The organism is Pontibacter coccineus (genome assembly GCF_030546575.1).
Classification (GTDB): domain Bacteria; phylum Bacteroidota; class Bacteroidia; order Cytophagales; family Hymenobacteraceae; genus Pontibacter; species Pontibacter coccineus.
On the sequence record NZ_JAUOTN010000008.1, the window covers coordinates 150,080 to 164,852 of the forward strand.

Below are 14,773 nucleotides of genomic sequence, written 5' to 3' on the forward strand. Positions count from 1 at the left end.
ATAAAATCTCCAAAGCCAATCTGGAACTGGGGATCCTATCTTACACTCCTCAATAATGATCTGACTATATATAAATGAAGTAATTGATGTGTAGGATTATCTTTATATGTTTAAATATTGGTAGCCTTGAAAAAAATCAGTTTTAGGGTTAAATACAATTGAACATTTATGGATTGGGAGTACTACCAGCTCATTAAGATAGCAGTAAATAAAAAACCCCGTACCAATTTGGCTACGGGGTTTAAGGTATAAGATGCTGATGTTCTTAGCTCGGCTGCTGGACGGTAGCAGGGGCCGATTTCCTCTCTTTTGGGTTGCGCTGTAGGATAGGCAGCAACGACACGCCAATATAGGCATTGGCGCCGTAGGGCTTGCCCAGGTTAAGGGCGCCCCCGATGTTATCGGAGCCGATGTAAAAGTTCATGAAACGTACCATGGCACCCACCGTCAGCACCGAGTAGTTGTTTTGCAAGGCCACCGGCATCGCTAGCTCGAACTTTTTGAACTCAGCGCGTGGAGTAATGGCAAACAGTGAGTTCTGACGCATGCCAATTGTATTGCGGCCACGTACACCCTGGGTCAAAGTGGCATTGGCATAGAGATGGCGCGTCAGGCGGTAATCTATATTGATGTTCAGGGCAGTAGGCAAGGCAGCGCGGAAAGAAGTCTGCTTTTCGTTTTCGCTCACATCCAGCTGACCGTTCAGGTAGTCCAGCATGTCCTCTGTTGTCTCAGCATCTCCTATTTCAGAGAGGTTCACTTCTTTGTTGGTTCGCTTCACATCATAGGCCCAAACCAGATCCGGGTTATTGTAGTTGATGCTACCAATATCCATCAGGGAAACAGCCACACGGTATTTGTACTTGTTTTGTTCCCGGTCGGTGAGCTGTTGTTCATTGCGCGTGATTTGGTAATCCGTGTTGTTGGTACGGTACTCGTACGTGAAGCCCATGTCAGCGCCCCATCCGCTGCCAGCGCTTTTGCTTCCCAGCAACAAACCGAGCAGGTCGCCGCTCTCAGCCGCATCAAACGCTGGCATGGCGGCATAACCGTAGCGGGCATGCACTTTATCCAGTTTCACTACATAGTCTGCTTCGTCCGAGCCTTCCACCATTCTTTCCTCGGCTTGCAGGTCGGTGTCTTCCAGATTCAGGAAAGCGGCTGAGCCGCCGTTGAGGCGCTTAAGGGTTATACCTGCCTTTACAAAGTGCGGCCCCTGCTCTAGCACCACTCGGGCGTAGCTCAGTCCAAACTCCGAAAACACATTAGCATTCAGATTCATGTTGTTGCCGGTATACGGTTTGTAGAGGTAGCTGTCGTCTTCGCCATCCGCTACTTTATACAGGCGTGCCACTTCCTCTGACAGATTGTTTGCTTGCGCAGCGGCACGTACACGGGTTGTTACCGCAATGCTGTGCAGCGGGCTTAGCTGCAGCATCAGCGCAGGACCCCTGAAATCTGCACCGGCCATCACGAGCTTCTGCTTGCCGTTTAGATTTTCCTGGATGTACTCGCTCTTAAACTCCTTACCCTGACGAGCCAGCTTTAAAAGCGACATCGGTGCATCGTAGCGCAGGTAGTTGTTTGTAGCGCCAAATTCAGCTGAGAACAGGCTCAGGTAGAACTTATAGCGTGAGTCAGCAATAGCTGATGGGTTGGTATAGAGGCTGTTGGTGCCGGCATAATTGCTGTTGGCTATACCTAGCTGTTGTGCCTGTGCTGTTTCAGGCAGCATTGTTATGGCGAGCAGGCAGAGGCCGAGGGCAATCTTCAATGCGTAAAAGTTTCGGGTCATGTGTTGTGTATAAGGGTGATGAGATGGTAAGTGTCAGGTTTGTATAGCATAGTATGAAGAGACGTGTGCAAGCAAGGCTGATCAATTAAGGCAACTGGTGGTTGCAATAAAAGATCATAAAATAAATTAGATTAGGCATATATAGTGGCGTCAAAGGTAGTAATCCGGATTAGTTGTGCCAATACCTAGTTGTGGGTATTTGGCCAAAAAAAGCCCCTTCTTTTGGAAGGGGCTTTGAAGATAAGTAGGCAGTCGCTATACCTTACCAGGCGATGCCGTAGTCTTCGCCGTGGTTGCTGGAGCCACCCCAGAAGCTGCCGTGTTTCCAGTCGAAGAAAATGGCGTTGATCGGCCCGCTGGTGCGGTCGCCGAAACTCAGAGTATAGCCCATCTTCTTCAGTTCGTTGCGCACCGAGTCCGGTGTGCTTTCGTTGAGCAGGATATGGCCGTGCTTCGGTTTGCGGTCGTCGGTCTTGGTACCGCCGAGCGAGAGCCAGAGCTGGTTGGTGTTGAAGTTGGCCGCCTCGGCTGCTTTCTGCACGTTCATATCAAACTCCACCACATTGAGGAAGAACTGCAGCAGGTTTTGCTCCTGCGTATCGCCGCCCTGCACCGCAAAGGACAGGTAGGGGCGTCCGTCTTTCAGCGCCATGGAAGGCGTGAGGGTTACCCGCGGACGCTTGCCCGGCTCCACTACATTAAAAGGATTGAGCTCCGCATCGAGCACGAAACTCTGCATGCGCTGGCTCATACCGATGCCTGTGTTGCCCGCTATAGTAGCCGGAAGCCAGCCCCCGCTCGGTGTGATGGAAACGATCCATCCCTCTTTGTCTGCCGCCTCGATGGTGGTGGTGCCGCGCCACAGCCGGTCCTGGTATTCGGCCTCTTCCTGCAATAAGCCGGTGCGCTGGTCGTGTGTAGGGGCAAAGTTGCGGCGCACGGTGTCCGGTTCGTAGCCTCTTTTCTTCAGCATTTTCAGGTAGGGGTTCTTGCGGCCCTCAAAAGGGTAGGGGTCACCGGGTCCAATGGTCGCGTCGTTTTTGTCCTGGCGGATCAGGCTGGCCCGTTGCCTGGCGTAGTCCTTGCTGAGCAGGCCTTTCATCGGCTCTTCCGGTTTGAAATAAGGGTCCCCGTAATAGAAGTCGCGGTCGGCGAAGGAAAGGCTCATGGCCTGGTAGACGGTATGAATGTAGCGGGGGCTGTTATAGCCCATGCCTTTCAGGTCGAAGTTCTCGAGGATGTTGAGGGCCTGCAGCATGGCAGGGCCCTGCGTCCACTGCTGCATCTTGTATACCTCAACGCCTTTGTAATTCACTATCATCGGCTCTTCCTCGATCGGCTTCCACCTGGCCAGGTCCTGCATGGTGATCAGGCCACCCTGTTCTTTGGAGCCGCGCACGAACTCCTCGGCAATATCCCCTTTGTAGAAACGATCGTAAGCGGCCATGATCGCCTCCTTCCGGCTTTTGCCTTGCTTAAGAGCTGCTCTTTCAGTCTCCACAAGTTTGGTGAGCGTCTGCAGCAGGTCCTTTTGTACGAAGATCTCGCCTGCTGCCGGCGCTTCGCGTTCTTCGCCCAAATGCGTCAGGAATACCTTTTTGCTGTAAGGCCACTGCTTGATGAGTGCCTTGTTCTTCTCGATGCTGTTGGCCGTCTGCGCCTCGATCGGGTAGCCGGCAGCCATTTCCATGGCAGGGGCAAGCACCTCTTCCAGACTCAGGGTGCCGTAATTGGCCAGCATGTGCATCAGTCCGCCCGGGGTACCGGGTGTGGTAGCAGCCAGCGGTCCGTTTTCAGGCGGAAAATTATAGCCTTTGTCTTTGAAGAATTTGGCAGTAGCGCCGGTAGGGGCTACGCCCAGGGCATTGAGGGCGATTACCTTTTTGGTCTTTGGGTTGTAGATGAGCGCCTGCGTTTCGCCGCCCCAGCTCAGCACGTCCCACATAGTGCAGGTGGCCGCCAGCATGGTACAGGCCGCATCCACGGCATTGCCGCCCTTCTGGAAGGTCATGGCGCCGGCGGTGGCAGCGAGCGGTTTGCCTGTAATGGCTACCCAGTTCTTGCCGTGCAGCACCGGCTTCTGGGTCTGCTGCGCCGCTGCCGGGAACAGGGGCAAGGCCAGCAGACAAAGGGATAGGAGTCGTTTCATTCGTTTAGGTTTTAGGAGATCAATTTAGTGAATTTTCTCAGAGGAGACCCATGGGGCCGGCATCATTTGTCCTGTTTTCCAGATGGACTACGGTAAAAAAATTACCTTTAAAAATATTTCCGGCTATAATTTTTTGATTGTAAGGATTATATCAGATATTAGCCCACAGAAATGAACATCGCACAAACTCATATCGCCTATTATAGCTATTACTATTTTACTTTATGTAAATAAGGGTGGCGATGCTATAGGTTGATAAACAGCTATAAATCAGAGGCCTCCCGATCGGAGGCTTTTTTTATGTAATAACATGATCATGACATTAAACAGCTCATATTCTTTTTACTATTACTACTTCTATCGCTGGAAGCAGGCGGGATTTTTATGGTAAAAACAGGCTGTTGTTTTTCACTAGTAAAGAGTCCCCCTACCGGCGGACTCTTTTTTATTCTAAACGCATTAAAAAGCATTCTGAAACAAGCAGATGGTGAACATAGCAAACAGGTACGGGGATGTACAGGAGTACTACTTCTCCCACAAACTAAGGGAGGTCGCCCAGCTCAACGCATCAGGCAAAAGCATTATCAACCTTGGCATAGGCAGTCCCGATATGGCACCGCCCCAGGAAGCCGTGGAGGCGCTGTGCGCCGCCGCCCAACAAGACAGCGGACATGGCTACCAGAACTACAAAGGTATAGCCGCACTCCGGCAGGCCTTCAGTGACTGGTACGCCAACTACTATGCGGTTGCTCTGGACCCTGAAACAGAAGTATTGCCGTTACTGGGTTCTAAAGAGGGCATCACCTATATTTCCAACGCCTACCTGAATGAAGGGGATGAAGTGTTGGTGCCAAACCCCGGTTACCCGGCCTATGCCGCTGCGACAAAAGTGGCCGGTGGTGTCGTGCGCTACTATGACTTGCAGGAAGAGACAGGCTGGCTGCCTGACCTGGAGTATCTGCAGCAGCAAGACCTGCGCAAAGTGAAGCTCATGTGGGTGAACTACCCGCACATGCCTACCGGGGCAAAGGCAAGCCAAGCCGCCTTGGCACAATTGGTGGACTTTGCGGAGCGCAACGACATCCTGCTTTGTCATGACAATCCCTATAGTTTTATCCTCAATGACAATCCTGAAAGCATTTTATCGGTTAAGGGTGTATCAGCGCATGTGCTGGAACTGAACTCTTTGAGCAAATCCCACAACATGGCCGGATGGCGTGTTGGAATGCTGGCTGGGCATAGTAGTCATATATCGAATGTGCTGGTTGCTAAAAGCAACGTTGACTCGGGCATGTTCCTGGGGATACAGCAGGCCGCTATAGAGGCTTTAAAACAGACCCAAACGTGGTTTGATAACCTGAATGCGCACTATGCAGCACGAAGATCCATTGTCTGGCAGCTGTTAGACACACTGGATTGCGCCTACAGTACCGAACAGGTCGGTTTGTTTGTTTGGGGTCGCACACGCGAAGGAGTAGCAGTAGGGCAGCTGGTGGATGAACTGCTCTATGAAGCAGGTGTCTTTATCACGCCGGGTTTCATTTTCGGATCGAACGGGGATCGCTATATCCGGGTGTCGCTGTGTGCTGACGCCGAACAGTTGCAAACAGCTTTGGAAAGAATAAAAGCATTTAAAAATACTAAAATAAAATCAACATGATCGTAGGCGTAATAGGTACCGGACTCATAGGGGGCTCCATGGCCCTGGACCTCAGGCAGCGTGGTTTTGCCAGTAAAGTAATCGGTGTAGACAATAACCCGGAGCACATTGAGCTAGCAAAAGGTACAGGCATTATACAGGAAGAAGGCAGTCTGGCAGAGCTGGCCGGCAATTGTGAGCTCATCATCGTCGCGACGCCGGTGGATGTGGCCCCGGGCATCGTGCTGGCACTTTTAGACCAGATAAAGGACGACACTGTCGTGCTGGACGTGGGATCTACCAAAGAGCAAATCTGCAAGGCCGTCGCGAGCCATCCCCGCAGAAAGCAGTTCATTGCTTGCCACCCGATTGCCGGCACAGAAAATACCGGTCCAGGAGCGGCGCACCACAAGCTCTTCGACAACAAAGTGAACATCATCTGCAACGCAGAGGCGTCAGGCGAGGAAGCAGTACGGAAAGCGGAGGCCATGTTTGCCGTCCTGAAAATGGAAACGGTGTATATGGAGGCGCGCGAACATGATCGGCACATCGCCTTTGTCTCGCACTTATCCCACATCACTTCCTTTGCCCTTGGTCTGACGGTGCTGAAGATCGAGAAAGACGAGAAAAGCATTTTCAACATGGCCGGCAGTGGTTTTGCGTCTACCGTGCGACTGGCGAAAAGCTCTCCGGATATGTGGGCACCCATCTTCGGGCAGAATGCCAGCCACGTATCGGCGGCACTCGATGCCTACATCGAGCAGCTGCTGCTCTTCAAAGAAACGATTGACGAGGGACTCAGCTCCGAAACCTACGACATGATCTCGAACGCCAACCAGATCAGCCGGATACTTGATGGTATCGAGCTCAAGAACCGGCAGAAGCCCTTTGCTCAGCCTCTCGCCGGAAAAGACAGACTAGAGATTGCTCCGATCACCACTTGGTTGCCTGATCTGCAACGGCCTTTGGTGATCAGCGGCCCTTGCAGCGCCGAAACAGAGGAGCAGGTGATGGAGACCTGCCGACAGCTGGCCGCAACCGGTAAGGTGGATGTGCTGCGAGCTGGTATCTGGAAACCACGTACCCGTCCCAATAATTTTGAAGGCATTGGCACAATTGGCCTGGAGTGGCTGCGTAAAGCAAAGGAGGCAACCGGTATGAAAATAGCAGTGGAGGTAGCCAACAGGCAGCATGTGGAGGAAGCATTGAAATATGGCGTGGACATTCTGTGGATCGGAGCACGCACGACAGTCAATCCCTTCTCGGTGCAGGAAATAGCGGATGCACTGCAAGGTATAGATGTGCCGGTTTTGGTAAAAAACCCGATCAACGCGGACCTGGAGCTGTGGATCGGGGCGCTGGAGCGTTTAAGCGGGGCAGGCATCACCAAACTGGGTGCCATCCACCGCGGCTTTGCCAAGTATGGCGAGACCAGGTTCCGCAATGCGCCGCAGTGGCAACTACCCATCGAGCTGAAAAGGAGGATGCCCGAGCTGCCCATGATCTGTGACCCTAGCCATATCTGTGGCAACCGGGAGCTGCTGGCAGAAATTTCGCAACAGGCGATGGACCTGAACTATACCGGTCTGATGCTGGAAAGCCACATAGACCCGGACAAGGCCTGGAGCGACGCCAAGCAGCAGGTGACGCCGGAGCGGTTAGCGGAAATCATCGACGGGCTGGTGCTCCGAAACGGCTATACCGGTAAAGTGGAGGTGGACGACACCTTGCAGGAGCTTCGCAGTCAGGTAGACCAGTTCGACAGTGAGCTGTTTACCCTGCTCTCGCAGAGGATGCAGGTGGTGGAACATATCGGTAGGTATAAAAAGGAAAACAAGCTGACCATTCTGCAGGCTTCCCGATGGAACGACGTATTGGCGCAGTCTTTTAAGCGGGGAGAGAAACTGGGGCTTAGCAAGGACTTTATTGAGAAATATCTCAAAGCTGTGCACCAGGAATCCATCAACCACCAAAGCGCCATTATGAATGCGCACTAGGCGATGAAATTGAAAAAGGGCTTGAAGCGGCCAGTTGTCGCTCCAAGCCCTTTTTATGTTAAAGCCAGGTGTTACCTGATCAAGCCAACCCCGACTGTTGAGTTTGTCTGCTCGTCGATGAGGATAAAGGACCCGTTGGCTCTGTTTTCAGCAAAGGCATCATAGAAGAACTCCTTTGCTGTCTTCAGCTGTACATCGGCAATCTCGTTCAGCTTGAGTTCGCTGACTTGCCTGTTGTTTTCCAGCGTTACTACATCAATTAAATTAGTGAGGGCGCTTACTTTCGCCCTGGCAACGTTTACCCCATGCTGCAGCAGGTAGGTACCACCGGCGCGGAGCGGCTTTTTATCCATCCAGCAGATGGTGGCTTCCAATTGTCGGCTTTGCTGTGGCAACTGGCTAATAGGCACGATCATGTCGCCCCGGCTGATGTCCACGTCATCCTGCAGCAGTACGTTGACAGACTCTTTGGCCTGCGCCGCCTCTATCTCACGGCCAAACTTCTCGATGCGGGCAATGGTGGTTTCCTGGCCGCTTGGCAGCACGACTACCCGTTCACCCTTACGGAGCAGCCCGCTGGCTACCTTGCCTGCATAGGCTCTGTAATCATGGAACTCCTCAGACTTTGGCCGCACCACATACTGCACCGGGAAACGACTCGGTTCCTCTGACAACTGCTGCTCCAACGGTATCGCCTCCAGCAGACTAAGCAGTGTCGCCTCCTGGTACCAGGGCATGTGCTCTGACTGACGCACCAGGTTTTCGCCGTAGAGCGATGACACAGGTATAAAGCTGATCTGCTGGCCTGTGAAGCGCACTTTTTCGGCAAAGGCCATGAAGGCAGTCTGTATACCTTCAAAATCGTCCTGCGCGTAGTCCACCAGGTCCATCTTGTTCACGCACACCACCACATTCGGAATGCGCAGCAGGCAGGAGATGTAAAAGTGCCGGAACGTTTGCTCCACCACACCGTTGCGGGCGTCTACCAAAATCATCGAAACATTAGCATTGGATGCGCCCGTCACCATGTTGCGGGTATACTCAAAGTGCCCCGGCGTATCGGCGATGATGAACTTTCGCTTTGGGGTGGAGAAGTAGATGTGCGCGACATCGATCGTGATGCCTTGTTCACGCTCGGCGATCAGGCCGTCGGTGAGCAGTGAAAGATCCACATAGTCGAGGCCTTTCTTTTTGCTGCTGGCCATGATGGCTTCCAGCTTATCGGTGGTGATCGAGTTGGTTTCGAAAAGCAGGCGGCCGATCAGGGTGCTTTTCCCATCGTCCACACTTCCTGCGGTTGCAATTTTTAGAACGTCCATACCTTAAAAATATCCTGCCTGTTTTCTTTTTTCCATGGCTGCCTCGGAGCGCTTGTCGTCTATGCGGGCACCTCTTTCTGATACCGTGGCACTCAGTATTTCCGCTATGATGTCCTCGATCGCAACGGCTGTAGATTCCACAGCGGCGGTGCAGGTCATATCGCCCACAGTCCGGAAGCGGACCATGCGGGTGTTCACGGGTTCGTCCTCCGACACCATCATAAAGCTGGAATAGGGGAGAATCTGTCCGTCGCGCTCAAATGTTTCGCGCTCGTGTGAGTAGTAGATGCTAGGTATAGCCAACTGTTCTTCTCTGATGTAATTCCACACATCCAGCTCGGTCCAGTTGCTGATCGGGAAGACGCGCACATTCTCGCCCAGGTTGATTCTGCCGTTCAGCATATCAAAGAGCTCCGGGCGCTGCTTCTTCGCATCCCACTGGCCAAAATCGTTTCTCACTGAGAATATCCGCTCTTTGGCGCGGGCTTTTTCCTCGTCGCGGCGGGCGCCGCCAATGCAGGCGTCGAAGCCGAACTCTTCGATGGCATCCAGCAGCGTGACGGTTTGCAGCACGTTCCGGCTGGCGTATTTTCCGGTTTCTTCCACCACCTTCTGCTGGTCGATGCTGTCCTGCACGTAGCGCACGATCAGCTCCAGACCCAGCTCTTCCACCAGTTCATCTCTGAAGCGGATGGTCTCCTCGAAATTATGCCCCGTATCGACGTGCAGCAGGGGGAAGGGAATTCTGGCCGGGTAGAAGGCTTTCTGGGCCAGCCTTACCAGCGTGATAGAGTCTTTTCCGCCGGAGAACAAGAGAACCGGTTTCTCGAATTGCGCGGCCACTTCCCGCAGGATGTAAATGGCCTCGTCTTCCAGTTCTCTGGGGAATGCCGTGATGTGAGTAGCCATATTAATTTTTTTGGTTGAAATAATTTGCATGAAGTCCGCACTCTTTCTGGGTTTGTTCCCACCACCACCTGCCGGCGCGTGGTTCTTCACCCGGCAGTATGGCCCGGGTGCAGGGCGCACAGCCGATGCTGACGAATCCCTGGTCGTGCAGCTTGTTGTAAGGAACTTGGTGCTCTTGCAAGTAGGCGATCATCTCGTCGAAAGACCAGTTAATGATCGGGTTGAACTTGATAACCTGGAAAGTTTCATCCCATTCCAGCAGGTTGAAGCTGCTTCGGTTGGCGCTTTGGCCCGAACGCAGCCCGGTTACCCAGACGTCCACCCCTTGCAGCGCTCTTGTCAGTGGAAGTACCTTGCGGACATGGCAGCAGGCTTTCCGGCTATCGATAGAGTCGTAAAAACCGTTGATGCCATCGTGGGCGACGTAGGCCTCTACATCGCTGGCCTGCGGAAAGAAGGGTTCAATTTTGCTGTTATATTTTTGCTCCGTCTCACTCCAGAGGGTGTATGTTTCCTGGAACAGCCTCCCGGTGTCGAGGGAGAAGATGCGGATGGGAAGCCTAGCTGAAAAGATGGCGTGGGTGATGGTTTGGTCTTCCTGGCCCAGTGCTGTCGAAAATGCTATGCCACCGGGAAACCGGTTCGCCATGCAGGCCAGCGCTTCGGAGAGCGACAAGTCCGCCAGTTCCTCAAGCAGGGACGGAATTTGATCTTTCAAGTTCATGGGCGTGTTTTTTTACAGTGAATCTCTCCCAGATTCGTTCGTGCACATAATAGAGCAGGATCTTGCTGAAGACCTCAATGGAACCGATCGAAAAGGCCATTTTCAGCTCACCGGTAATGAAGTAAGAGATTACAATGGTATCCAGGGTACCCAGGATGCGCCAGGAAAACGCCTTGGCGACACTCTTGAACTTGCTGTCCTTTTTGGGACCCTGCTTCCTGTTGAAAGCTTTTTGAAGGTATTGATCTAATAGCATAGGGCTGCTTTGAGGATCAAAACTACATAAAACCTACAAACTAAGTAGGGTAATGCATCAAAAAAAACTAAAATTTTGTATATCTAATATTTAAGAGCTTGTTTATCAGTGGTTTTTGCGATGAGATCGGACAGGGTTTTGTTCTCGACAACTGCCAAAGTCTGATCTCTTACCTGACACATGATGATGTGCATGTTGCAGGTAGCCTCGTCAGCACAGTCGGAGCATCTCTCGTAATAGTTCAGGCTCACGCAGGGGAGCCAGGCAATCGGGCCGTTAAGTAGGCGGATGATTTTGGCCAGCGTGATTTCTTCCGGTTTTTTGATGAGGTAATAGCCCCCGCCTTTACCTTTTTTACTTCCCAGTATACCTGCTTTCTTCAATTCGAGCAGAATGTTTTCGAGGAATTTGTGCGAGATATTCTTACTGGATGCGATTTCCTGAATAAGCACAGCGCCCTTATCCTGGTTTTCGGCCAGGTAGGAGAGGGCATGAAACGCATACTTTGTCTTTTTCGATAGCATGTACCGTATTATTTATAATAACCGGAGAGATCCGAAGGTATGGATCCGGTTGCGATACAAAACTAAGAAGTATTTCAACAAGGTACGGTCTAAGGAAGCGATAAAGTAAAAGACAGTGACAAACTGTATTTCAGTTTCACCACTTTAGCCTATACCTGTCGTTAAGGACTAGCACAACTCAATTCTCAGTTCCCGTAACAGGTATAGTCATGTTTGGATTTCAGGATATACCGAAGTTTTTCCTGGCCTTCTTTGTAGTGCTTCCGGTCATTTCCTTTCTGCACGAGGGAGGTCATGTGTTTTTTGCCTGGCTGATGGGCGGCAAAAACATCAAGGTCACAGTGGGCACCGGCGATATGCTTTTTAGACTGGGCATGCTGGAAGTACGGCAGTACTACTTTTGGTACGGCCACTGTTCTTTTGATAACCTGAAGCGTAATCAACGCATTGCCAACATCCTTGTCTTTTAGGGGGCGTGTTGTTCAACGCACTATCAGCCCTGGCGGTGATGTACTTGGTGGAAGCGGGTACAGTAGAGGCGGGTATGCTCACCTACCAGTTCACCTACTTCTCCATGTACTACATCTTCTTTGCGCTGCTGCCCATGCCATACCCGGACGGCAGCTACAGCGATGGCAAATACATCCTCGGCCTGATTCGCAACCGGCCCCTAGATGAGAATATTTACCGCATACAGTGGAATAAAGAGAAAGAGCAGTGGCAAGTGCTGGATAACAAAAACGTAGTGGAAACCTTTCATGACGAGGATAAAGCACTTGCCCGTGCGCACGTATTAGCGGAAAGCCATCGTCCGAGCCGACTGCTTCACACGAAGAACGGCGAAGAGGTGGAAGTTTTTAATTATCCCAGGGTGCCGTTATAAATCATAGCCAATCACACTTCATGCTCTACCTTCTATTTTCGGATTGTCCCTTCGGCGTATACCAGCCACAGCGGTACGTCAATATCTGAGTTATACACTTCGGTAGGCACGCTGCCCATGTTTAGCATAGGCAGCGGGTTGGTGCCTCTCAGGCCCAGCACCAACAGGTCGTGGCGGCCTTTCTCCAGGTGCAGGGCAATGCGCTCGGCTATACTTTTGTTGGCCGCGCGCACCAACGTATACGGCATGCCGGCTATTTCCGGGTACCGCTTCTGCAGGTCAGCAAACCTAGTCTTTACTACTTCCAGTGCTTTTTGGACGGCCTCCTCTTCCGATATGAGCGGGAAAAACTGCGTCGGGAGCCGGTATACGTGCATGATCTCCAGCTCTAGCCCCAACTGGTCCGACAGTTCTTTGCTGAGCCGGAGTGCGTGCAGCGAAGTATCCGAAAAGTCAATTGGCACGAGCACTTTCCGGATGTTGAAGCTTGCTGTTTCGGGGAAGACCAGTACGCTGCAGGGAAGTATGCGCAACAGTTTTGTGCCTAAAGCGCCGGTGCCTCTGTCGCTGATTTTCTTACCCAGCAGCGTCAGCTTTATGCCATAGCGCTTTACTATGTCCGCTAGTATCACCTCGCTGTTGGGCTCCTCGCTTACCAGTATTTCGTGGTCGGTGATGTTTCCAAATTGCTCGGCTACAATGTCAGTTATGTTGCCTTCTACCTCCTTGCTAAGGTCCAGGTCCCCGATCATCTCCCTGAAGTCATCGGCCAGCTCATAGAGCCTGATGTTGTGAACAAAGTATACTTTCCGCACCTGCAGGCGTTCGCAGACGGAGCGGGAGAAAGCAACGAGTTTCTCGTCGAGGTCGCTCAGGTCGAGGCAGACCATCATGGCATCTATCGGGGTCATAACGCATCGGGATTTGGTGATACTGGCTTATCTTTTCTGTTCTCAGTTACTCTTAAATCCTGTCTCTGGGCGCGCCTGGCCAGCATTTCGGCTACCAGTTGCTGGTAATCCTTGCGCTGTTGTGCCTTGCTGAGTCTTGTTTCCTGCTCGGCCTCCTCATCAAGGCCAAGGTAGAGGCTGTAGCACATCAGCAGCAGGATGATGGCAAACGGCAGGCCGGTCATAATTACAGCTGCCTGCAGCGCCTGTAAACCACCGCCGAGCAACAGGACGGCTGCAATGGCCCCGCCCCCAAGCGCCCAGAATAAACGGATGGCCACCGAGGGGTCGCGCTTGCCGCCGGAAGTCAGGCTAACCACCACCAGCGAACCAGAGTCGGCGGAGGTGACGAAGAAGCAGGCCACCAGAATGATACCGATCACATTAAGGACGATGGAAAAAGGGAGCTGCTCAAAGAACACAAACAGCGCTGTGGACATATCCGATGCCACGGCGTCCGCGATAACTGTGTTGCCAGTCAATGTCTCGCGCAGCGCGGTGCTGCCGAAGGCCGTCATCCACAGAAAGCAGAGCAGGGAAGGGGCAATGAGCACCCCAAGTATAAATTCTTTTATGGTCCTTCCTTTGGAAACCCGCGCAATAAAAATGCCTACAAACGGCGCCCAGGAGATCCACCAGGCCCAGTAGAAAACGGTCCAGCTGCCCTGCCAGTTCCGGGTGGTGTAGGATTCGTTCCAGAACGCGAGCTGCAGGAAGTTACCGATATAGGAGCCGGTGTTCTGTACAAAGGAGCCCAGTATAAAAACAGTTGGCCCCAGGAAAATGACAGCAACAAGTATAAACAAAGCGATGCGGAGGTTCCACTCACTCAGGATACGCACGCCTTTATCCACGCCGCTCACAACGGATAGCGTCGCCACTCCCGTGATTACCACGATAAGGATGATCTGGGTGGTGATGTTATTGGCAATGGCCGGGAAGACATGGTTCAGGCCTGCCGCTACCTGTTGTACACCCAGCCCCAGCGAAGTCGCCAGGCCAAAAAGCGTTGCGATCACGGCCAGAATATCGATCACATGCCCCGCAATTCCATGGATGCGCTCCCCCAGGAAAGGGTAAAAGGCCGAACGCACGGTAAGGGGCAGATGCCGATTGTAAGTAAAGTAAGCCAGCGCCAGTGCCATCAACCCATAGATAGCCCAGGCATGTAGCCCCCAATGCAGAAAAGTGAAGTTCATGGCTTGCCGGGCGGCGGCAGGCGTGCCGGGGTCTTCGATCGGAGGGGTTTGGAAATGATTGATGGGTTCTGCGATACTCCAGAACAGCAGACCGATGCCCATACCTGTACTGAACAGCATGGCAAACCAGGCCGGGGTGCTGAACTCCGGTTTGGCGTCCTTGCCCCCGAGTCTAATTTTACCAAACCGGCTGAAGGCCATGTACAGGCAATAAGCCACGAAGATATTTGCACTAAGGATGAACAGCCAGCCCATGTTGGCTGTGATGGCTGACTGCGCGTCACTGAAAAACGCCTCCGCATCCTCCCTGAAAAGTAGCACGAGGCCTATACTGACCACCAGGAACACAATGGAGGACCAGAACACGGGGCCGTTTACGTCCAGGCCGAATGATTTCTTTGCAACATTTCCTACTTTACCCATACATCC

General features: G+C 52.4%; 13 protein-coding genes. 4 read left to right on the forward strand and 9 right to left on the reverse strand.

Annotated elements, in window-relative coordinates; all coding sequences use genetic code 11:
• Nucleotides 1-265: 265 nt before the first annotated feature.
• Both Q4E40_RS17335 and Q4E40_RS17340 read right to left on the reverse strand, forming a co-directional pair.
• On the reverse strand, nucleotides 266-1,795 hold the full coding sequence (locus Q4E40_RS17335; RefSeq protein WP_303413933.1) for a DUF5723 family protein: 1,530 nt from the start codon (nucleotides 1,793-1,795) through the stop codon (nucleotides 266-268).
• A gap of 262 nt (nucleotides 1,796-2,057) precedes the next feature.
• Nucleotides 2,058-3,944, reverse strand: a complete 1,887-nt coding sequence (locus Q4E40_RS17340; protein WP_303413935.1) for a gamma-glutamyltransferase family protein — start codon at nucleotides 3,942-3,944, stop codon at nucleotides 2,058-2,060.
• 484 nt (nucleotides 3,945-4,428) lie between these two features.
• On the opposite strand from Q4E40_RS17340, the gene Q4E40_RS17345 reads away from it, so the two are divergent.
• Together Q4E40_RS17345 and Q4E40_RS20430 are read left to right on the forward strand one after the other, a co-directional pair.
• Nucleotides 4,429-5,604: a pyridoxal phosphate-dependent aminotransferase gene (locus Q4E40_RS17345; RefSeq protein WP_303413937.1), complete on the forward strand. Its 1,176-nt coding sequence runs from the start codon at nucleotides 4,429-4,431 to the stop codon at nucleotides 5,602-5,604.
• A complete protein-coding gene (locus Q4E40_RS20430) occupies nucleotides 5,601-7,580 on the forward strand; it encodes a prephenate dehydrogenase (RefSeq protein WP_368411177.1) in 1,980 nt (659 codons plus the stop codon). The genes Q4E40_RS17345 and Q4E40_RS20430 overlap by 4 nt, the downstream gene beginning before the upstream one ends.
• Before the next feature lie 71 nt (nucleotides 7,581-7,651).
• Here the strand turns inward: Q4E40_RS20430 and Q4E40_RS17360 are convergent, their stop codons facing one another.
• The 5 genes from Q4E40_RS17360 to Q4E40_RS17380 form a co-directional block, all read right to left on the reverse strand.
• On the reverse strand, nucleotides 7,652-8,899 hold the full coding sequence (locus Q4E40_RS17360; protein WP_303413938.1) for a sulfate adenylyltransferase subunit 1: 1,248 nt from the start codon (nucleotides 8,897-8,899) through the stop codon (nucleotides 7,652-7,654).
• 3 nt (nucleotides 8,900-8,902) lie between these two features.
• Nucleotides 8,903-9,808 carry a sulfate adenylyltransferase subunit CysD gene (gene cysD, locus Q4E40_RS17365; protein WP_303413940.1) on the reverse strand — a complete coding sequence of 302 codons (906 nt, stop codon included), beginning with the start codon at nucleotides 9,806-9,808 and terminating at the stop codon, nucleotides 8,903-8,905.
• A gap of 1 nt (nucleotide 9,809) precedes the next feature.
• Complete coding sequence (locus Q4E40_RS17370) at nucleotides 9,810-10,532, reverse strand: phosphoadenylyl-sulfate reductase (RefSeq protein ID WP_303413941.1); 723 nt, start codon at nucleotides 10,530-10,532, stop codon at nucleotides 9,810-9,812.
• A complete protein-coding gene (locus Q4E40_RS17375; RefSeq protein ID WP_303413942.1) occupies nucleotides 10,498-10,788 on the reverse strand; it encodes a DUF2061 domain-containing protein in 291 nt (96 codons plus the stop codon). The genes Q4E40_RS17370 and Q4E40_RS17375 overlap by 35 nt, the downstream gene beginning before the upstream one ends.
• 83 nt (nucleotides 10,789-10,871) lie before the next feature.
• Nucleotides 10,872-11,312: an RrF2 family transcriptional regulator gene (locus Q4E40_RS17380; protein WP_303413944.1), complete on the reverse strand. Its 441-nt coding sequence runs from the start codon at nucleotides 11,310-11,312 to the stop codon at nucleotides 10,872-10,874.
• 209 nt (nucleotides 11,313-11,521) lie between these two features.
• Between Q4E40_RS17380 and Q4E40_RS17385 the strand changes: the two genes are divergently transcribed.
• Nucleotides 11,522-11,782: a hypothetical protein gene (locus tag Q4E40_RS17385; protein WP_303413945.1), complete on the forward strand. Its 261-nt coding sequence runs from the start codon at nucleotides 11,522-11,524 to the stop codon at nucleotides 11,780-11,782.
• 8 nt (nucleotides 11,783-11,790) lie between these two features.
• Nucleotides 11,791-12,195 carry a hypothetical protein gene (locus tag Q4E40_RS17390; protein ID WP_303413946.1) on the forward strand — a complete coding sequence of 135 codons (405 nt, stop codon included), beginning with the start codon at nucleotides 11,791-11,793 and terminating at the stop codon, nucleotides 12,193-12,195.
• A 32-nt stretch (nucleotides 12,196-12,227) separates the two neighbouring features.
• Here Q4E40_RS17390 and Q4E40_RS17395 read toward each other — a convergent pair whose 3' ends face one another.
• Together Q4E40_RS17395 and Q4E40_RS17400 are read right to left on the reverse strand one after the other, a co-directional pair.
• A complete protein-coding gene (locus Q4E40_RS17395) occupies nucleotides 12,228-13,106 on the reverse strand; it encodes a universal stress protein (RefSeq protein WP_303413947.1) in 879 nt (292 codons plus the stop codon).
• Nucleotides 13,103-14,767, reverse strand: a complete 1,665-nt coding sequence (locus tag Q4E40_RS17400; protein WP_303413949.1) for a BCCT family transporter — start codon at nucleotides 14,765-14,767, stop codon at nucleotides 13,103-13,105. Before Q4E40_RS17400 ends, Q4E40_RS17395 begins: the two co-directional genes overlap by 4 nt.
• Nucleotides 14,768-14,773: the final 6 nt, after the last annotated feature.

Coding starts and splice junctions, on each gene's coding strand:
- Q4E40_RS17335 (WP_303413933.1), bottom strand. CDS start 1,795: ATGACCCGAAACTTTTACGCATTGAAGATTGCCCTCGGCCTCTGCCTG.
- Q4E40_RS17340 (WP_303413935.1), bottom strand. CDS start 3,944: ATGAAACGACTCCTATCCCTTTGTCTGCTGGCCTTGCCCCTGTTCCCG.
- Q4E40_RS17345 (WP_303413937.1), top strand. CDS start 4,429: ATGGTGAACATAGCAAACAGGTACGGGGATGTACAGGAGTACTACTTC.
- Q4E40_RS20430 (WP_368411177.1), top strand. CDS start 5,601: ATGATCGTAGGCGTAATAGGTACCGGACTCATAGGGGGCTCCATGGCC.
- Q4E40_RS17360 (WP_303413938.1), bottom strand. CDS start 8,899: ATGGACGTTCTAAAAATTGCAACCGCAGGAAGTGTGGACGATGGGAAA.
- cysD (WP_303413940.1), bottom strand. CDS start 9,808: ATGGCTACTCACATCACGGCATTCCCCAGAGAACTGGAAGACGAGGCC.
- Q4E40_RS17370 (WP_303413941.1), bottom strand. CDS start 10,532: ATGAACTTGAAAGATCAAATTCCGTCCCTGCTTGAGGAACTGGCGGAC.
- Q4E40_RS17375 (WP_303413942.1), bottom strand. CDS start 10,788: ATGCTATTAGATCAATACCTTCAAAAAGCTTTCAACAGGAAGCAGGGT.
- Q4E40_RS17380 (WP_303413944.1), bottom strand. CDS start 11,312: ATGCTATCGAAAAAGACAAAGTATGCGTTTCATGCCCTCTCCTACCTG.
- Q4E40_RS17385 (WP_303413945.1), top strand. CDS start 11,522: ATGTTTGGATTTCAGGATATACCGAAGTTTTTCCTGGCCTTCTTTGTA.
- Q4E40_RS17395 (WP_303413947.1), bottom strand. CDS start 13,106: ATGACCCCGATAGATGCCATGATGGTCTGCCTCGACCTGAGCGACCTC.
- Q4E40_RS17400 (WP_303413949.1), bottom strand. CDS start 14,767: ATGGGTAAAGTAGGAAATGTTGCAAAGAAATCATTCGGCCTGGACGTA.